General features: G+C 56.4%; 20 protein-coding genes and 3 tRNA genes. 7 read left to right on the forward strand and 16 right to left on the reverse strand.

Translation table 11 applies throughout. The annotated features are described in order from the left end of the window. Positions 1–7: 7 nt before the first annotated feature. Positions 8–1390, reverse strand: a complete 1383-nt coding sequence (gene radA / locus K6L24_RS18130) for a DNA repair protein RadA (protein WP_062747363.1) — start codon at positions 1388–1390, stop codon at positions 8–10. A 9-nt stretch (positions 1391–1399) separates the two neighbouring features. Next, positions 1400–2377, reverse strand: coding sequence for a phosphoserine phosphatase (gene serB / locus K6L24_RS18135; RefSeq protein ID WP_062747361.1), 978 nt, complete (start codon positions 2375–2377; stop codon positions 1400–1402). A 134-nt stretch (positions 2378–2511) separates the two neighbouring features. Here serB and K6L24_RS18140 point away from each other — a divergent pair, with 134 nt between their 5' ends. Then, the gene (locus tag K6L24_RS18140; protein ID WP_062747359.1) at positions 2512–3201 is read left to right on the forward strand and encodes a YtjB family periplasmic protein; all 690 of its coding nucleotides are present in this window, start codon (positions 2512–2514) and stop codon (positions 3199–3201) included. 132 nt (positions 3202–3333) lie between these two features. Beyond that, complete coding sequence (locus K6L24_RS18145; protein WP_062747357.1) at positions 3334–3720, forward strand: DUF4354 family protein; 387 nt, start codon at positions 3334–3336, stop codon at positions 3718–3720. Between the two features lie 147 nt (positions 3721–3867). On the opposite strand, the gene deoD is transcribed toward K6L24_RS18145, so the two are convergent. From deoD to K6L24_RS18195, 10 genes are all read right to left on the reverse strand, one after another. After that, a complete protein-coding gene (deoD, locus tag K6L24_RS18150; RefSeq protein ID WP_062747355.1) occupies positions 3868–4587 on the reverse strand; it encodes a purine-nucleoside phosphorylase in 720 nt (239 codons plus the stop codon). Positions 4588–4629: 42 nt separating this feature from the next. Next, positions 4630–5853: a phosphopentomutase gene (gene deoB, locus K6L24_RS18155; protein WP_062747353.1), complete on the reverse strand. Its 1224-nt coding sequence runs from the start codon at positions 5851–5853 to the stop codon at positions 4630–4632. A 66-nt stretch (positions 5854–5919) separates the two neighbouring features. Beyond that, the gene (gene deoA, locus K6L24_RS18160) at positions 5920–7239 is read right to left on the reverse strand and encodes a thymidine phosphorylase (protein WP_222681698.1); all 1320 of its coding nucleotides are present in this window, start codon (positions 7237–7239) and stop codon (positions 5920–5922) included. Between the two features lie 106 nt (positions 7240–7345). Then, positions 7346–8125, reverse strand: coding sequence for a deoxyribose-phosphate aldolase (gene deoC / locus K6L24_RS18165; protein WP_191934227.1), 780 nt, complete (start codon positions 8123–8125; stop codon positions 7346–7348). A gap of 272 nt (positions 8126–8397) precedes the next feature. Next, positions 8398–9174, reverse strand: a complete 777-nt coding sequence (locus tag K6L24_RS18170) for a TatD family hydrolase (protein WP_118664710.1) — start codon at positions 9172–9174, stop codon at positions 8398–8400. Further along, on the reverse strand, positions 9171–10223 hold the full coding sequence (locus K6L24_RS18175; RefSeq protein WP_062747342.1) for a patatin-like phospholipase family protein: 1053 nt from the start codon (positions 10221–10223) through the stop codon (positions 9171–9173). The genes K6L24_RS18170 and K6L24_RS18175 overlap by 4 nt, the downstream gene beginning before the upstream one ends. Positions 10224–10319: 96 nt before the next feature. Then, positions 10320–10481 (reverse strand): DUF1328 domain-containing protein, encoded by a 162-nt coding sequence (locus K6L24_RS18180; protein ID WP_013200641.1) that lies wholly within the window; start codon positions 10479–10481, stop codon positions 10320–10322. A 126-nt stretch (positions 10482–10607) separates the two neighbouring features. Beyond that, the gene (gene osmY, locus K6L24_RS18185) at positions 10608–11219 is read right to left on the reverse strand and encodes a molecular chaperone OsmY (protein WP_062747340.1); all 612 of its coding nucleotides are present in this window, start codon (positions 11217–11219) and stop codon (positions 10608–10610) included. Positions 11220–11547: 328 nt separating this feature from the next. After that, the gene (prfC, locus tag K6L24_RS18190; protein WP_062747338.1) at positions 11548–13137 is read right to left on the reverse strand and encodes a peptide chain release factor 3; all 1590 of its coding nucleotides are present in this window, start codon (positions 13135–13137) and stop codon (positions 11548–11550) included. 169 nt (positions 13138–13306) lie between these two features. Beyond that, on the reverse strand, positions 13307–13954 hold the full coding sequence (locus tag K6L24_RS18195; protein WP_062747336.1) for a DNA-3-methyladenine glycosylase I: 648 nt from the start codon (positions 13952–13954) through the stop codon (positions 13307–13309). 143 nt (positions 13955–14097) lie between these two features. Here K6L24_RS18195 and yghU point away from each other — a divergent pair, with 143 nt between their 5' ends. Then, on the forward strand, positions 14098–14949 hold the full coding sequence (gene yghU, locus K6L24_RS18200) for a glutathione-dependent disulfide-bond oxidoreductase (protein ID WP_137269099.1): 852 nt from the start codon (positions 14098–14100) through the stop codon (positions 14947–14949). 92 nt (positions 14950–15041) lie between these two features. Here yghU and yjjG read toward each other — a convergent pair whose 3' ends face one another. The 3 genes from yjjG to K6L24_RS18215 all read right to left on the reverse strand — a co-directional run bounded on the left by yjjG (position 15042) and on the right by K6L24_RS18215 (position 16660). Continuing rightward, positions 15042–15722, reverse strand: a complete 681-nt coding sequence (gene yjjG / locus K6L24_RS18205) for a pyrimidine 5'-nucleotidase (RefSeq protein WP_062747331.1) — start codon at positions 15720–15722, stop codon at positions 15042–15044. 112 nt (positions 15723–15834) lie between these two features. Then, on the reverse strand, positions 15835–16278 hold the full coding sequence (gene rimI, locus K6L24_RS18210) for a ribosomal protein S18-alanine N-acetyltransferase (RefSeq protein WP_062747329.1): 444 nt from the start codon (positions 16276–16278) through the stop codon (positions 15835–15837). Beyond that, positions 16241–16660, reverse strand: a complete 420-nt coding sequence (locus K6L24_RS18215) for a DNA polymerase III subunit psi (protein ID WP_222681699.1) — start codon at positions 16658–16660, stop codon at positions 16241–16243. The genes rimI and K6L24_RS18215 overlap by 38 nt, the downstream gene beginning before the upstream one ends. Before the next feature lie 142 nt (positions 16661–16802). On the opposite strand from K6L24_RS18215, the gene rsmC reads away from it, so the two are divergent. From rsmC to K6L24_RS18235, 4 genes are all read left to right on the forward strand, one after another. Beyond that, positions 16803–17831 carry a 16S rRNA (guanine(1207)-N(2))-methyltransferase RsmC gene (rsmC, locus tag K6L24_RS18220; protein WP_062747325.1) on the forward strand — a complete coding sequence of 343 codons (1029 nt, stop codon included), beginning with the start codon at positions 16803–16805 and terminating at the stop codon, positions 17829–17831. A gap of 175 nt (positions 17832–18006) precedes the next feature. Beyond that, positions 18007–18093 (forward strand) — tRNA-Leu (locus K6L24_RS18225). Positions 18094–18126: 33 nt separating this feature from the next. After that, a tRNA-Leu gene (locus K6L24_RS18230) sits at positions 18127–18213 on the forward strand. 35 nt (positions 18214–18248) lie between these two features. Next, positions 18249–18335: transfer RNA gene (locus K6L24_RS18235), tRNA-Leu, on the forward strand. Positions 18336–18446: 111 nt separating this feature from the next. On the opposite strand, the gene K6L24_RS18240 is transcribed toward K6L24_RS18235, so the two are convergent. Beyond that, on the reverse strand, positions 18447–18683 hold the full coding sequence (locus K6L24_RS18240) for a DUF1435 domain-containing protein (protein WP_072277449.1): 237 nt from the start codon (positions 18681–18683) through the stop codon (positions 18447–18449). Positions 18684–18977: the final 294 nt, after the last annotated feature.

The raw sequence follows: 18977 nt of genomic DNA on the forward strand, positions 1-18977 counted from the left end.
GCTCCCTTTAAAGTTCGTCGAGTATAGACAACGCGTCAGCCAGTTTTTTCACCCCGTAGACTTTCATGTTTTCCGGCGGTTTTTTGGGCACATTGGCCATCGGCACAATGGCCCGGCGGAAGCCATGCTTCGCCGCTTCCGAGATACGCTCCTGCCCGCTGGGCACCGGACGGATCTCGCCCGCCAGCCCGACTTCGCCAAACACCACCAGATCCTGCGGTAACGGACGGTCACGCAGGCTGGACACCATTGACAGCATCAGTGCCAGGTCGGCACTGGTTTCCGTGACCTTCACGCCGCCGACCACGTTAACAAACACGTCCTGATCGGCCATCTGCAGGCCGCCGTGGCGGTGCAGCACCGCCAGCAGGATCGCCAGACGGTTTTGTTCCAGCCCCACGGCAACGCGGCGGGGATTCCCCATCATTGAATGATCGACCAGCGCCTGAATCTCCACCAGCAGCGGGCGCGTTCCTTCCCACAGCACCATCACCGAACTGCCTGACGTCACTTCATCCCCCCGGCTGAGGAAAATCGCTGACGGGTTGCTGACTTCACGCAGCCCCTGCTCGGTCATGGCGAACACCCCCAGCTCATTGACCGCCCCAAAGCGGTTTTTATGGCTGCGCAAGGTGCGGAAGCGGGAGTCGGCATCGCCGTCCAGCAGCACCGAACAGTCAATACAGTGCTCCAGCACCTTCGGGCCGGCCAGCGAGCCGTCTTTGGTGACGTGGCCCACCATCACAATGGCCACACCTTTGGTCTTGGCAAAACGGGTCAGATAGGCGGCCGTTTCACGCACCTGTGCCACGCTGCCCGGCGATGACTGGATATCTGCCATATGCATCACCTGAATCGAGTCGATCACCATCAGTTTAGGCTGTTCCTGCTCGGCGATCAGGCAGATCTGCTCAATGCTGGTTTCGGACAGCATATTCAGATTTTCGGTAGGTAAACCCAGACGATGGGCGCGCATGGCCACCTGTTGCAGCGACTCCTCCCCGGTGACGTACAGGGTTTTCATCCCTTCCGCCAGCTTGCACAGGGTTTGCAGGAGCAGTGTACTTTTCCCTGCACCAGGATTCCCCCCGATCAGGATCGCACTGCCCGGCACAACGCCGCCGCCGAGTACGCGGTCAAACTCCTTAAAACCGGTGGAGAAACGCGGCAGCTCATCCAGACTGATGTCCGACAGTTTCTGCACCCGGCTCGGACCCGCGCTGCCGGCGTAGCCCGTCAGGCGTTCATTGCGTGCTACCGTCGGCGAGGCTGCCAGCCGCACCTCGGTAATCGTGTTCCACGCATGGCAGGCACTGCATTGGCCCTGCCAGCGAGGATAATCTGCGCCACATTCATTACAAACAAAGGCACGCTTTACCGCTTTAGCCAAGTCTACCCCTTAACGCTCTTCATGGATCAGGCTGCCGCTGAGAATGCAGAACACGCCCATCAGGTCAGCATGACGAATAATCACTTCGGTCTGTTCGTTCACTTTCGGCTTGGCATGATAAGCAATGCCCAGCGCCGAGGCTTTGATCATCGGCAGGTCATTGGCACCGTCTCCGACGGCTACCGTCTGTGCCGGGTCGATCTCAAAGCGGGCGGCCAGTTTGCGCAGGGTATCCGCTTTGTACTGCGCATCAACGATATCACCCAGCACTTCCCCGGTAAGCCTGCCGTCGCGAATTTCCAGCTCGTTGGCGGCAATCGCCGACAGATGCAGGGTATCGCGCAGATATTCAGCAAAATAGGTAAAGCCGCCGGAGGCGATCGCCACCTGCCAGCCCAGCGCCTGCAGCTTCGCCACCAGCGAGGTCAGCCCCGGCATCAGCGGCAGTGCATCACGCACCGTTTTCAGGATAGTCGCATCCGCATCTTTCAACGTGGCCACACGCTGGCGCAGGCTGGCCGCGAAGTCCAGCTCGCCGCGCATTGCGCGTTCGGTCACTTCCGCCACCTGCTCTCCGCAGCCCGCCAGTTTGGCAATTTCATCAATGCATTCGATCTCAATCGCCGTCGAATCCATATCCATCACCAGCAGGCCCGGTGTTTTCAGATGCGGAATGCGTCCTAACGGCGCGACGTCCATGCCGGCCTCATGCGCCAGCTTCATGGCGCGCGGCGTCAGGGAACCGGCCAGCCGCACCACCTGATAGTCTTCCACTACCCAGGCGCTGACAATCACCATGGCCGCGCCCAGCTGGCGCTGAAATTCGGTCAGACGGGCTTTATCAAGTTGACGTCCATACAGTAACCAGCCGGTACGGCCAGCGCGGTAGTCCAGCGGCATCACTTCATCACCGCTTAAAGAGAGTGGCAACCCCGGCCAGAGAGGGACTTCGGCAGGCAGGTCGCACCAGGTAAGGCTATTTGGCATTACAGCTCCTGTAGGGACATTCAACACGCAATTCTGCGCAAAATAATCCAAGAGGCTACCTTGTTACAGCGGGTTCTGGCAACATAAAGCTCATGACCGAAAACCGGTTTGTCCACCACGATTGAAGGGTTGAGATGGCTAAAGCCAAACTGAAGTTTCGCCTGCACCGTACGGTGATCGTCCTGATTTGCCTGACGCTGCTGGTTGTCCTGATGCAGGGCGCCTCCTGGTTCAGTCTTGGTCATCAGATGGCACGCTCTGAACAGGTCGAGGAACTGGCACATACGTTAACGCGCCAGGTCGCCTGGAGCCTGACACCGCTGATGGAAAACCCGGATGATAACCATCAGCGGATCATCGATTCGCTTAACCAGATGACCCATGAAAGCCGCATTCTGGATGCCTCGTTATATGACAGCTCCGGCAGCCTGGTGGCTCACAGCGGGGAAAATATTAACGTCCGTGACCGCCTGGCGCTCGACGGCCAGCGTGCCGGCAGCTACTTCAACCATCAGATTGTCGAACCGCTGGCCAGTAAAGATGGCCCGCGCGGATTTTTACGCGTGACGCTCGATACCCACGTGCTGGTCACCGAATCCAAACAGGTGGATAACACCACCAACATTCTGCGTCTGATGATGCTGCTGGCGCTGGCGATTGGCATCATTCTTTCGCGGACGCTGCTGCGCTCCCGCCGAACCCGCTGGCAGCAGTCGCCGTTCCTGCTCACCGCCAATAATCCGGTGAAAGAGGACGATGAGGAAGACGAAGAAAAAAGTCCCGATGCCCCGGCAATGAGTGAAACGGCCGCAAAAACCGACTGACCCCTCCGGCAAAGAGAGCTATTCCTGCGGAATAGCTCTTGATGTTCTGTACGCTGCTTCTTATCCCCTGCATTTTATTGATTCACCAGCGCAACATGCGCTTTCTGACACATTCGAATCAAGGAGAACAGGATGAAATGGAACGCACTTCTGGCCACGATCGCAGCAGCAAGCCTGACTTTTTCTGCGGCGACACTGGCGGCCGACGTATCAGGCATCACCGTGTATGCGACGCAAAAGGAGATGAAATCGAGATCGGCAGGGGATCTGAATAATTATGGAAAAACCTTCGATGTGACGCTGGAAAACACCACCTCCACCGCCGTCGACCTGAAGCGCTATTGCCTGAAGGGTTATACCAGTGACAACAGGGTGTTTCCTGTCGATCGCGTGGCGACCCATCTGGCCAGTGGCAAGCTGAAACCCCTGGGCAAAGTGAGCGGTCTGGTGATTTTCTCTGCCGCTGATGACAGCGTGTTCAATATTGATCAGGTAAAAATTAGCGATACCTGTAAATAAAAGTGCTCACCAATGACTGATGTACGCCCGTCATCAAGGTGCTGCGGCCTTCAGCATCGGATGGCGGCAAAAAAAGAGGGCGACCCGGAACGGGTCGCCCTCTGGGCACAGCAGATTGCACCGGTAATGCAGGGCTGACCTTATGTGTCAGGCCTTGTCGCCCAGCAGTACCGACTCCAGCGCGATTTCAATCATCTCGCTGAAGGTGGTCTGGCGTTCGGCAGCGGTGGTCTGCTCGCCGGAACGGATGTGGTCAGAGACGGTGCAGATCGCCAGGGCTTTCGCTCCAAACTCTGCCGCCACGCCGTAGATACCTGCGGCTTCCATCTCCACGCCCAGGATGCCGTATTTTTCCATCACATCAAACATCTGCGGGTCCGGGGTATAGAACAGATCGGCAGAGAAGATGTTACCGACGCGGGCATCAACACCCAGCGCTTTCGCAGCGTCAACCGCGTTGCGCACCATCTCAAAGTCAGCAATCGCCGCAAAATCATGGTCTTTGAAACGCATACGGTTCACTTTGGAATCGGTACTCGCTCCCATGCCGATCACCACGTCACGCAGTTTCACATCGGCACGTACCGCACCGCAGGAACCCACGCGGATGATTTTTTTCACGCCGAAATCGGTAATCAGCTCTTTCGCGTAGATTGAGCAGGACGGAATACCCATACCGTGGCCCATCACCGAGATTTTGCGGCCTTTATAGGTGCCGGTGTAGCCCAGCATCCCGCGGACGTTGTTGACCTCTACCGCGTCCTGCAGGAAGGTTTCCGCGATGTGTTTCGCGCGCAGCGGATCGCCCGGCATCAGCACGACGTCAGCGAAATCACCCATCTCAGCGTTAATATGTGGCGTAGCCATGTTTAATCCTTATTCAAATAATGAGTTACTGCGCTTTTCCCTTCAGAATAACGATTTACCGTATTCCATCGGTGAAAGACCAAAATAGTGGGCAACCGTCTGGCCGATATCGGCAAAGGTTTCGCGATAGCCATAGTCGCCCGGCTTCACGCCCGGGCCGTAAATCAGCACCGGGATATGCTCACGGGTATGCTCGGTGCCCGGCCAGCTTGGATCACAGCCATGGTCAGCGGTGAGGATCAGGATATCGCCCTCTTTCACCTGCGCCATCAGCTCTGGCAGGCGGCGGTCAAACAACTCCAGCCCACCGGCATAGCCCGGAATATCGCGACGGTGGCCCCAAGTGGAGTCGAAGTCAACAAAGTTGGTGAACACGATGCTGTTATCCGGTGCGATTTTCATCTCTTCAACCGTCGCATCAAACAGCGCGTCCAGACCTGTTGCCTTCACTTTTTTCGTGATGCCAACATGTGCATAGATATCGGCAATTTTGCCCACAGAGATCACTTCTCCGCCCTGCTCGTCGACCAGCTTTTTCAGCACGGTCGGCGCAGGTGGCTCTACCGCCAGATCGTGACGGTTACCGGTACGTTCAAAGCTGCCCGGCTTATCACCAATAAACGGACGCGCAATGACGCGACCAATATTGTAACCGCCTTCGGTCAGCGCTTCGCGCGCAATTTCACACAGCTCGTAGAGACGATCGAGGCCGAATGTCTCTTCATGGCAGGCAATCTGGAACACCGAGTCAGCAGAGGTGTAGAAGATCGGCTTACCGGTTTTCATATGCTCTTCACCCAGCTGGTCAAGGATCACGGTACCAGAGGAGTGGCAGTTACCGAGGTAGCCCGGCAGGTTGGCTTTTTCCACCAGCAGATCGAGCAGCTCCTGCGGGAAGCTGTTTTCCAGATCGCTGAAGTAGCCCCAGTCAAACAGCACCGGTACCCCGGCAATTTCCCAGTGCCCGGACGGCGTATCTTTACCGGAAGAGAGTTCGCTGGCGTAGGCATATGCCCCGATGATCTCCGCCTCTTTGTCCAGGCCGGGCGGGAACTTACCGCTGGAGGCTTCCGCCGCTTTGCCTAACCCCAGTGCCGTCAGATTCGGCAGATGAAGCGGACCTTTGCGTCCTTTGTCTGCTTCACCCCTGAAGCACGCCTCGGCAATATGTCCGAGGGTATCCGAGCCTTTATCGCCAAATTTGTCGGCGTCTTTGCTGTGCCCGATTCCAAAGGAATCAAGCACCATGATAAATGCACGTTTCATCCTGATCTCCTGCGCGATTTTCGCGATGAGCGTTAAAAAAATGCGATCAGAACAGAATACCCCTAATTACGATATTCTGCGATAAATAACTGGCGTTGACTCGGGTTTCACGTCGCTGAGGGCAATGGCCTTTTTCACGGCGGTGGCGGCTTCCTGCCAGCTGGCTTCACTGGTGGCATGGATCACCGCCAGTGGACGCTGGCCGTCCACGGCATCCCCTAACTGCGCCATCTCACTGAAGCCGACGCTGTAGTCAATGCTGTCACTGGCGCGGCGACGGCCACCGCCCATCGATACCACGGCCATCCCCAGCGCACGGGTGTCCATGGCGCTGACGATGCCATCCCGGTCGGCGTAGACGGCCTTACTCAGCATCGGCGCTGGCAGATAGCTGTCCATGCGTTCGATAAAGTCGGCCGGGCCCTTCTGCGCCGCAACCATACGGGCAAACACCTCAGCCGCACGACCGTTGTCCAGCACGGCCTGAAGTTTCGCCCTGGCCTCTTCATCACTCTTAGCCAGACCACCGGAGAGCAGCATTTCACTACACAGCGCGAGGGTGACTTCCAGCAGACGTGGGTTGCGGTACGCCCCCGTCAGGAACTGAACGGCCTCGCGGACTTCAAGCGCATTACCTGCGCTGGAGGCCAGCACCTGATTCATGTCGGTCAGCAGCGCGGTGGTTTTGCATCCGGCCCCGTTGGCTACGCCGACAATCGCCTGCGCCAGCGCTTCTGACTGTTCAAAAGTCGGCATAAAGGCGCCTGAACCCACTTTGACATCCATCACCAGCGCATCCAGTCCTTCCGCCAGTTTCTTGGCGAGGATCGACGCAGTGATCAGCGGAATAGAGTCCACCGTCGCGGTAATATCACGCGTGGCGTAAAAACGTTTATCCGCCGGTGCCAGTGAGCTGGTCTGGCCGATAATGGCCACACCCACGTCTTTAATAATCTGACGGAAACGATCGTCCTGTGGGAAAATATCGAATCCGGGGATAGCCTCAAGTTTGTCCAGCGTGCCGCCGGTATGACCCAGCCCACGACCGGAAATCATCGGCACGAAGCCACCGCAGGCTGCCACCATCGGGCCCAGCATCAGGGAGGTAACATCCCCCACGCCACCGGTGGAGTGTTTATCCACCACCGGGCCATTCAGGTTAAGCGCCTTCCAGTTCAGCACCGAACCGGAGTCCCGCATCGCCATGGTCAGGGCCACACGCTCTGGCAGTGACATATCGTGGAAATAGATGGTCATCGCCAGCGCAGCAATCTGCCCTTCAGATACCGTGTTGTCTCGCACGCCGTTGATAAAAAAGCGGATCTCTTCTTCACTCAGCGCCAGTCCATCACGTTTCTTACGGATAATTTCTTGTGGCAGGAACACGGTAACCCCCGGTATTTCAATGAATTAAAGTGCAAAACGGGCGTGATCAGTACAGCCCGTTTAGCTGCGGCCGGCGCGGGTTCAACATGGCGAACCCACCCGCCTGTTAATATTTGCTGTCGCTGGTCGCGCCACTAAAACCGGCGGTATTCAGCAGGCTGGCGAGCAGGCTGGAGGCACCAAAGCGGAAATGACGCGCATCCGCCCAGTCGCTGCCCAGAATATCATCGGCCAGCTTCAGGTAGATCGCTGCATCGTCAGCGGTACGGACGCCGCCAGCAGGCTTAAAGCCGACCTGCGCTTTCACCCCTTTTTCAGCGATAACGCGCATCATGATTTCCGCGACTTCCGGGGTGGCATTCACCGGCACTTTACCGGTAGAGGTTTTGATAAAGTCAGCGCCGGCATCAATCGCAATCTCTGAGGCTTTGCGGATCAGCGCTTCTTCTTTCAACTCACCGGTTTCAATGATCACTTTCAGCAGCACGTTGGCTTCAGCACAAGCGGTTTTACAGGCTTTTACCAGCTCGAAGCCGACCGTTTCATTGCCGGCAATCAGCGCCCGGTAAGGGAACACCACATCGACCTCATCGGCGCCGTAGGCAATGGCCGCGCGGGTTTCGGCCAGCGCAATGGCAATATCATCATTGCCGTGCGGGAAGTTAGTCACCGTGGCGATACGAATATCGGGGGTGCCCTGTTCACGCAGCGTTTTACGTGCAATCGGGATAAAACGTGGGTAAATACAGATGGCCGCCGTATTCCCCGCCGGGGATTTCGCCTGATGACACAGGGCGATGACCTTTGCATCGGTATCGTCGTCATTCAGGGTGGTCAAATCCATCAGTTGCAGCGCACGCAGCGCCTGAGTTTTTACATCGGACATGGTTTATCTCCAGATCGTTATCAGTCAGGGCACGATCGCCAGGCTGGCAGCCTGAAATGCCCTGTAATGTTAGAATTATAACAGCGGGATCCCCGGCATGTTGTGGCGATCCTCACAATAAAAAGATGACAGTTTCATGATTATTACATTAAAGGTGATTTAAATCACCTCTGATGGCCGCTGCTGGCGCAGGGACAGCCAGGTGGGGCCAGAGGAAAATGTTATAATAATAACATTACGGGATCGGACAGGATCAGGCAAGTCGGGTGTGTTCAAAGACCAAAGAGGATGCGGGTGTTTTCACGCAGCGTTTCAGCAATCTGTTGTGGGGGTTCAGCACGCAGTTCACACAGCGTCTGCCAGACATTTTTTACCCGCTCAGGGCGGTTAGGCTCCCCCTGGAATCCCTGCAAAGGCATATCGGGTGAGTCCGTCTCCAGTAACAGTGACGTCAGCGGCAGCCGGGATATCGCCCGGCGGGTTTTGCTGGCGCGCTCGTAGGTGATGGTTCCGCCCACGCCGATGGCATACCCGGCGCGGATGAAGGCCAGCGCCTGCTGTTCACTGCCGGCAAAACCGTGCACCACGCCACGGCGTGGCAGATCGATACGCCGCAGATGCTGAACCAGCTTGTCATGCGTGCGGCGCGAATGCAGGATCACCGGCAGGTCGTACTCACGCGCCAGCCGCAGCTGTGCGTCCAGCAGCGTCTGCTGGCGGTCAAACTGCGGATTATCGATATAGAGATCGAGGCCAATTTCACCCACGGCCACCAGCTTATTGCGCCGGCGCTGCAGGTGCTGTTCCAGCGTTACCAGATCCTGCGGCTGGTGCTCTGCAATCGCCATCGGATGCACGCCCAGTGCTGCGTAAACAGCCTGATACTGTTCTGCCAGCGCCAGTACACCTTCAAAGCGCGAAGCCGACACCCCCACGGCAATGATCTTCTCTACTCCCGCCGCCGCGGCGCGGGCAATACTGGCCGCTTCATCGCCGGCAAATGGGGCAAAATCAAAGTGACAGTGGGTATCAACGAAGCGCAGCGTCATGCCAGCGATCCTTTATCAAAGCCAACATCATTGCCTGACAGCGGACCAGGCAGGATCCCCTGCCGGTCAGACTCATTGGCCACAGCAGCGGGCGGCACCACCGTACGGAAGCGGGTCAGGCTGCTGCCTTCGCTCAGGAACTGCCCCAGTGTGGCAAGGAAATAACGGCCGCAGCGCCTGCCCAGGTGGTAATCCTGATTCAGCGAAGCGATCCGGCTGCCGAGCGCCGAACTGGCCAGCGGGCGGGGCGGGTAAATTTCAATGATCCGCAGTTTCCCCGGCGGCTTATCAATAAAGCGCTGGATCTCGCCGTAGCTCTCTTCATGCACCTGCATAATATTGATCAGCGGCTGCAGCGCTCCGTCACTCAGCCAGCGTTCCACGCGTTTCAGCCACTGAGGAGTATAGGTCATCTGCGACGGTACCGTGCGGATCACCACGATGGTTTCCGCGCCGCGCCGGGCGGCCTCGCGGACCGGGATGGCATCGCGGATCCCGCCGTCAAGATAGCTGACCCCATCCAGCAGCACGCCCGGCCGGTAAAAACCCGGTATCGCGCTGGAGGCTCTGATAATGTCATGCCAGGTGTCCGGCGTAGGCGAAAAGTAGCCGGGGGTATAGTCATCGCTGCGACAGGCGCACATATAAAACTCGCGCCCACTGGAGAACAGCTTGTCAGCCGACGCCATCGCCAGCGGAAACTCCCTGCGGGTAATATCTATCAGCCAGTCGAGATCGATAAGATGCCCCCCGCGCACAAAGCGCAGCGGATCGAAAAACTGTTTGCTGGTGGTGTAACGGGTAATGACGCGGCGGGCATAACCTGGCTGGGCGCAGACAAAAGCCGACAGATTTTGTGCCCCGGCAGAGGTGCCGAGCATCAGATCAAAGGGATTAAAGTGAGCCTGCTGGAAACTGTCCAGCACACCAGCGGTGAAGATACCGCGTTGCCCACCGCCTTCACAGACCAGGGCAAGTTTGCCTGGGTGGAAGGGTTTTAACGCCAGCGGCGCAATATTGCCGAGGGTTATCGGGATGCGTATGCCCAAGCCAGGTATCCTCTCAAGGTAAAGAAAGAGAGGATACCTGTTCTCAGTCACGTGCGTGAGGCGCTTATTGCTTAATTAACGACTTAGGCTGTTGTACTAGAGTTTTTTACGTCCGGTAAACAGGCTGATAAGGAAGATAATAATACCGACGACAAAGACGATTTTTGCAGCCCATGCCGCTGTACCCGCCAAACCACCGAAACCTAACGCCGCAGCAATCAGCGCAATAATCAGAAAGATAATACCCCAACGAAACATATGCCTCTCCTTACCAGTAGTGAAATCGAACAGTTTTTATCATTCACATCACCTGCACAGCAGGGGCGAACGTTTTTTCTTTGCGGGTGAATCGACTGGCGGCCCCTGATACGGGCCGCCGGGCCATTACTTAACGGTCAAATCGTTTTTAACGCTTTTCACGCCTTCAATGGCTTTGGCAATACCTTCAGCGCGCTCGGACTGCGCCTGCGTCTTCACCGCACCGGACAGCTGAACCACACCGTTGGTGGTTTCCACTTTCACATTACGTGAAGGTACGATGTCGTCTGCTAACAGTTTAGCCTTAATTTCGCTGGTCGTTGCAGTATCGCCTGCATAACCGCTTACTGACTGTTTTGTGCTGTCTTTTACGTGTAGTTTATCGCTCACGGATTTCACGCCTTCCACTTTCTTAGCGGCGGCAACGGCCAGTTCAGCCTGATCCTGCGAAGTCACAAAGCCGTTCAACGTCACAACACCTTCGTGCGTTTCAACGGAAATATCGGTGCTTTTGATGGCATCGTTGTCCACCAGCGCGGCTTTCACTTTTGCCGTCACGCCGCTGTCATCCATATAGCCGCCGACTTTTTTCATAGAGCTATCGATTTTTGAACCCGCGCTGTCTGCCGTAGACTCCGCTTTGCCCGTCATGGTGCCTTCTGCCAGCGCAGAACCGCTTACCAGAGCAGAACCTACCATCAGGGCCATCAGCGTTTTTGCCATTTTAGTCTTCATCATCGATTCGTTCCTTTTGTCTTTTGCACTCACAACGGTGAGCTTTTCAGTCACAAACGGCGTGACTGTAGTTGTTGGCAAGATGGTACTTTTGCCGTTGAACGTTGCAGCCATCGCGCCGCGTATTTTTCGTCCTGTAGAAATGAATATAGTCGGTAATGAGGATTTCACCGGGGATGACGGATGATTTGTTGGATAAAGCAGCAAAAAAGAGGGGTTTTAGGAGGAGTCTGTACGGTAAGGGGGGCGACCCTGTGTTGCGGCCGCCTTTCAACCTGAACGCGCACTGCGCGGTGGACGGCCTCCAAACACAGAGTCCGTCCCTGGAGGATTAATGTTCGCGCGTTTTACGGAATACCACGTCAGGATAACGTTCCTGAGTAATATTCAGATTCACCATGGTCGGCGCGATATAGGTGAGGTTATCACCGCCATCAAGCGCCAGGTTCACTTCGTTCTTACGCTGGAATTCATCAAACTTCTTCGCGTCACTGCACTCTACCCAGCGGGCGGTGGCGACGTTGATCGCTTCGTAGATGGCTTCGACGTTGTACTCGCTTTTCAGACGGGCCACGACCACGTCGAACTGCAGCACACCGACAGCCCCAACGATAAGATCGTTGTTGTGTACCGGACGGAACACCTGCACGGCACCCTCTTCCGACAGCTGCACCAGCCCTTTCAGCAGCTGTTTCTGCTTCAGCGGGTCGCGCAGGCGAATGCGGCGGAACAGTTCCGGCGCGAAGTTCGGAATACCGGTGAACTTCATGTTCTCACCCTGGGTAAAGGTGTCGCCGATCTGAATAGTGCCGTGGTTATGCAGGCCGATAATATCGCCCGGATACGCTTCTTCCACGTGCGAACGGTCACCGGCCATAAAGGTCAGTGCATCCGCGATCACCACGTCTTTCCCGGTACGCACCTGACGTAGCTTCATGCCTTTTTCATACTTGCCGGAAACCACGCGCATAAAGGCCACGCGGTCACGGTGTTTCGGATCCATGTTCGCCTGGATCTTGAAGACAAAGCCGGTAAATTTCTCGTCCGTCGCGGTAACAGTACGGACATCGGTGTTACGCGGCATCGGTGACGGTGCCCACTCGACCAGCCCGTCGAGCATATGGTCTACGCCGAAGTTGCCCAGCGCCGTCCCAAAGAATACCGGGCTTAACTTTCCGTTGAGGAAGGCTTCACGGTCAAACTCGTGCGATGCACCCTGCACCAGCTCAAGCTCGTCACGCAGCTGTGCAGCAAGATCTTCACCAATCGCTGCATCCAGCTCCGGGTTATCCAGCCCTTTAACAATGCGCACTTCCTGGATGGTATGGCCCTTACCGGTCTGATACAGGTAGGTTTCATTTTTGTACAGGTGGTACACGCCTTTGAACAGCTTGCCGCAGCCCACAGGCCAGGTGATAGGCGCGCAGGCAATTTTCAGCTCGCTTTCCACTTCATCCATCACTTCCATGGGATCGCGGATGTCACGGTCAAGTTTGTTCATAAAGGTCAGGATCGGGGTGTCACGCAGACGGGTCACTTCCATCAGCTTACGGGTACGATCCTCAACGCCCTTGGCGGCGTCGATCACCATCAGACAGCAGTCGACGGCGGTCAGGGTACGATAGGTATCTTCCGAGAAGTCTTCGTGCCCCGGGGTATCCAGCAGGTTGACCAGGCTACCGCGATACGGAAACTGCATCACCGAGGTGGTAATGGAGATCCCACGCTGTTTTTCCATCTCCATCCAGTCTGATTTAGCATGCTGGTTGGAGCCACGGCCTTTTACTGTACCGGCGGTCTGGATAGCCTGTCCGAACAGCAGCACTTTTTCAGTGATGGTGGTTTTACCGGCATCCGGGTGAGAAATGATGGCAAAAGTGCGGCGACGGGCCACCTCCTGCATAAAGGGTGCATTTGACATGACGCTTCTTCTGGTTTGACGCTGCGCCGCCGTGCGACGGAGCGCGCGCAACGGGAACCACAGCCGATTAATCGATAATGGGCGGCATTTTCGCTTATCCCGGCGTTATACACAATGACTGACCGGCGCTTATTCAACCGAAAGTGCGACAGTCAGCCCCGGTAGCGGGTCAGCGCGGACGGATTAACCGCGCGCGTTCCGCCTCACACTCCGCCCGGCAGCAGCACCCCTCCAGGTGATCGTTCACCAGCCCCAGCGCCTGCATAAGCGAATAGGTGGCCACCGGCCCCACCCAGGTCCAGCCGCGTTTTTTCAGCGCTTTTGACATCGCTTCGGCTTCCGGGCAGGTTTTTACCGTTTGCCAGAACGGCAGATCAATTTTTGCCGGACGCCTCTCCGGAGCTGGCTCAAACTGCCAGAACCAGGCAGCAAGCGAACCCGCCTCCTCCACCAGCGCCAGCGCCCGCTGGGCATTGTTGATAGCAGAAACGATTTTGGCGCGATTACGCACAATGCTTTTATCCGCCATCAGCCGTGCAATATCGTCCTCACCGAACCGTGCCACAAGCCGAAAGTCGAAGCCGGCAAAGGCACGGCGGAAATTATCGCGCTTGTTATAGATCATCTTCCATGACATGCCGGAGAGAAACCCCTCCAGACACACTTTTTCATACAACATTATGTCATCGACCACCACGCGCCCCCACTCGCTGTCGTGGTAAGCCGGCATGGCAGACTGCCACGCACAACAGATGCGGCCATCGGCCGTCACGGCCAGCCCGGCGGCATGTAGCGTGGTGAGATCCGTTGAATTCATTTCAGACTCTCCTTGTGTCATTGTGCTCTTTGAAGGTAAACGTGCTCGCCTGCGTAATGCTATACCTGATCGCGTTTATCACCCTGTTCCACTATGTTTAGTTCATTACCTGCCATTTATTTTGCAAAAGGGCCCGTTGAATTATGAGCGATAAAGAGTATCAACCTGCGAAAGTCTGGAGCGAAAATAAAGGTCTGGGCGGCACCTGGGGCAGCATCAACCGTCCGACAGCTGGCGCACGCTTTGAGGCCGATCTGCCGGTTGGCAAACACCCGCTGCAGCTTTATTCGATGGGGACGCCGAACGGACAGAAGGTCACCATCCTGCTGGAAGAGCTGCTGGCGCTGAACGTGCAGGAGGCGGAGTATGATGCGCATCTGATCCGCATTGGCGACAGCGAACAGTTCTCTTCCGGTTTTGTGGCCGTCAATCCCAACTCCAAGATCCCGGCCCTGCTTGATAACAGCACCGTGCCGGGTACCCGCGTATTTGAGTCAGGTGCCATTCTGCTCTATCTGGCCGAAAAAATGGGTCACTTCCTGCCAAAAGATCCGGCTGGCCGTACGGAAACGCTGAACTGGCTGTTCTGGCTGCAGGGTGCGGCACCCTACCTGGGTGGCGGGTTTGGCCATTTCTATCATTATGCCCCGGTGAAGATCGAGTACGCCATCGACCGCTTTACGATGGAAGCCAAACGTCAGCTCGACCTGCTTGACCAGCAGCTGGCGAAACACCGGTATATTGCCGGGGAAAACTACACTATTGCCGATATGGCGGTGTGGCCGTGGTACGGCACGCTGGTGAAGGGACTGGCCTACGACGCGGCGGAGTTCCTTGATGCCGGTTCCTATAAAAATCTGCTGCGCTGGACCGATGAAGTTGCTGCCCGTCCGGCAGTAAAACGCGGCCGCGTCGTTAACCGCACCTGGGGGCCGGAAAACGAACAGCTGCCAGAGCGTCACGACGCGTCCGATTTCGACAAACTGGGGCTGTAATCCCCCGCCCTGGTACGTGGCGGGTGGACGTTTTTTGCCGTCCACCCGCCCGGTAAACCCTCGCCGTCCTGGTCGCGGATGGTCTGTTTCGATCAGCCGACTAACTTATTCTGTAACGCTTTCAGAGACGTGACCTCCCAGGTGGGGGTAATGCCTTCCGGCCGTGGACGGCTATCCGCATTCAGCCAGCAGGTCGCCATACCGGCGTTGATCCCACCTAAAATATCCGAATCCGGGTTATCACCGACCATCAGCACCCGTTCGCGCAGCGGGTTGCCCATCTGGTTTAACGCATAGTCAAAGATGGCCGGATGCGGCTTGGCATGGCCCACCTGCTCTGAGATCACCAGTACATCGAACACCCCCAGAAAGCCGGTGCGTTCCAGGCGTGCCTGCTGCAGCGCAGTAAAGCCGTTGGTGATAATGCCCATTTTCACCCGCCCCTTCAGCGCAGTCAGCAGTTCGACGGCCCCGTCGAGCGGCGTACAGATCTCCGCCATGGCGCCCAGAAATCCGGTGTTCAGATCGCCGGCCGTGACATCCAGCCTTGCCGCCCAGCCCTCAAAACGCTGATGTTGAAGCTGCAGGGCGCTGATGGCTCCATTCTGGTAGTCCACCCACAGCGGCTTATTAATTGCCTGATAGTCGTCATAGTCAGCGCGGCTGAACGGCACATCGTACTGCTGAAACAGACGCTGCAAACCGGCAAACGCATCGAAGTGGAACAGCGTCTCGTCAGCGTCAAATAAAACCCAGTCCCAGTTGTTGAGCATCGTCATTCCTTAAATCCATGGCCTTCAATATTCAGGCGTTCTCGTCATCGGCAAGGTGTGAGCACAGCCTGATCCCGCAAGGGCAGGTCAGAGAGCCTGTGCTATGCCCCCTTTAAATCGTCAGGGCCATCATGATCGCATCTTCTTTGCCCCCGTCTGCCGCCGGGTAATAGTTGCGGCGGATGGAGACTTCATTGAAATCAAGCTGCTCATACAGCGCTATCGCCGCGTGATTAGAGGCCCGGACCTCCAGCCACAGCGTCACTATGCCGCGCTGCTCCAGCTCGCTAATCAGGTGCTGTAACAGCTCGCGGCCGAGGCCCCGGCGCTGAAAGGCCGGGTCGACGGCCAGATTAAACAACGTGGCTTCATCCAGTACTACCTGAGTAATGGCAAACGCCGCCAGCGTCTCATCCACCGTCAGGCGATAATTCAGGTAACGTTCACCCTGATTGCTGGTAAAGGTTTTTTCAGTCCAGGGAAAAGCGTGGCTGCGCTGCTCAATGGCATACGCCTGTTCAAGATCGTGCGCTGTGAGTAAGGAAATCTGATTCATTTTGACAAATCTGCAGCCAGAGCGCCCGTTTGGCGGCGGCATTGTGATAGAGCTCCGCCAGTAACGGCGAAGCCAGTTGGGTTCCGGCCAATGGCACCGGGGCATCAAGTCCTAAGCACCAGCTGTTGCAGCGGGCATCATCCGGCAGCATTTCCAGCTGGTCTGGCGTCAACGCCTGTACCTGTGGCACCTGCAGATTCAGGGCGCGCAGGACATCGTTTACCAGCGGATCGTGCAGCGCCGGAGGGGTTTCCGCCACAATCACCAGGCGGGTCTCTGCGGGCAACGTCACCGCGATTTCGCCCTGCAGGGCGCGCGGACGCCGCAGCGTATACTGCGTGATGCCCATTTGCTCTAATAACCAGTCACGTCTGGAAGACATCTTATTATCCTGTCTGGTCGCCTGAATGCGCCGCCATGCTAGCAAATTCGTCGAAACGGTGCCAATAAACGACGCAGCTAACGCAGTTGCAGCTTCAGGTATGCAGGGTATAATCGCCGCTCTGATTTATAAGGAGCCATCGATGTCCGCATTTACCCCGGCCAGTGAAGTGATACTGCGCCATAGTGATGAGTTTACTGAACGCCGCGTGCTGTTTGCTGGTGACCTGCAGGATGACCTGCCCGCCCAGCTGGAAACGGCGCTGAGCCGGGTACATACCCAGCAATACCATCACTGGCAGATCCTCAGCCGTGCCCTTGGGGAAAACGCCCATTATGGTCTGGTTGCCACCCCCGAGGTGGTCGCAGACTGCGACACCCTGGTCTACTACTGGACAAAAAACAAACCTGAAGTTCAGTTCCAGCTACAGAACCTGCTGTCCCTGCTGCCGGTCGGCTGCGATATTTTCGTTATCGGTGAAAACCGCAGCGGCGTACGTAGTGCGGAACAGATGCTGGAAGGCTGGGCGACCGTCACCAAGATCGACAGCGCCCGCCGCTGTGGACTGTATCACGGCAGGCTGGATAAGCAGCCGACCTTTGCGGTCGACACCTTCTGGGATGAATACCCGCTGGGCGACCTCACCATCAAAACGCTGCCCGGCGTGTTCAGCCGCGATGCGCTCGATATCGGCAGTCAGCTGTTGCTCTCCACCCTCAAGCCTCACACCAAAGGCAAAGTGCTGGATATGGGCTGCGGCGCAGGCGTCATTGCCGCCCTGCTGGCCACCCACTCACCGAAGGTGCGTCTGACGCTGACCGACGTGAATGCAGCGGCCATTGAAGCCAGTAAAGCCACGCTGGCCGCCAACCAGCTGGAAGGTGAAGTGTTTGCCAGTAATGTCTACTCAGACATCCCCGGCCGCTTTGATATGATCCTGTCTAACCCGCCGTTCCATGATGGTGTACAGACCAGCCTTGATGCCGCGCAGACGCTGATCCGTGGGGCAATCACGCACCTGAACACCGGCGGAGAGCTGCGTATCGTGGCGAATGCCTTCCTGCCTTATCCGCAGGTGCTGGACGAAACCTTCGGCAGCCATGAAGTGCTGTTGCAGAACGGCCGCTTTAAGGTGTACCGCGCCGTCAAAGGCCGTCCACCGAAGAAATAACGCCGCTGATGTCCGTTTCTGGCAGGGGTCGACTGTTTTACGGCCGCCCCTCTGCCCCTGGCGATTCTTTTCCAGGCGATTGTTTCAACAATAAGAAATAACTGTTGACGTAGCGGGTAAAATCTCTAGAATGCGCCTCCGTGGTTGCGATATAACATTGTTATGTTGCGGGTATGCGAAGGTGGCGGAATTGGTAGACGCGCTAGCTTCAGGTGTTAGTGTCTTAACGGACGTGAGGGTTCAAGTCCCTCTCTTCGCACCAAAAACCACGTTGTTCATATTACGCAGCATCTGCGCGAAGGTGGCGGAATTGGTAGACGCGCTAGCTTCAGGTGTTAGTGTCTTAACGGACGTGAGGGTTCAAGTCCCTCTCTTCGCACCAAATGCGGTGATATGAATAAAAAAGTTCAACAGGACGCGAAGGTGGCGGAATTGGTAGACGCGCTAGCTTCAGGTGTTAGTGTCTTAACGGACGTGAGGGTTCAAGTCCCTCTCTTCGCACCATGTTGAATACGTTGCATCCCCTGGTATTCCCCTCTTTCTGACCTCAGCATTATCCCAGCACACTCTCTTTCGATAATAAACCTCCCTGTTTTACTGCCCGATCTCGCTGAACTACATCCCGGAATAATTCACCGACAGTGCGACCAGTCCAGCGGCCAGTGCAATACAGGAGGGCAGCAGCATATAGTGGCGCAGACGCTTATGATACAGCATCACCACGGTTGCCAGGAAAGCCACCACCATCAGCACCCGCCACTCACTGAATGACAACTCCATTAGCGCCACCAGCGGCATCATCGCACAAGGCACCAGCACGCCCCAGCCGCTATCCAGTTTTTTGCCTGTCATCCCGCTTCCCCCCTATAAGCCGCACGCGGACACGACGCCCGTCAGCCTTGCAGTGTCCACACAATCGCAAATGATAATGATTACCAATATCATATGATAGTTTTTATCACTTTGCAGCATATTGTTGTTGAAACTTTATCCCGCCAGATGACAGCTTCGCGTTTAAGTGGTAGATTGGCAGCGATCAATATTCAGAAAAATCTAATAATAACGGCTCTAAACTATTCCAATTACGAAATATCAGCGATTTAATAAGGTCGTGTTTAGGTATTTCAGGGCAGTCACGAGTAATCA

The sequence above is a fragment of the Erwinia persicina genome (assembly GCF_019844095.1).
Lineage (GTDB): Bacteria > Pseudomonadota > Gammaproteobacteria > Enterobacterales > Enterobacteriaceae > Erwinia > Erwinia persicina.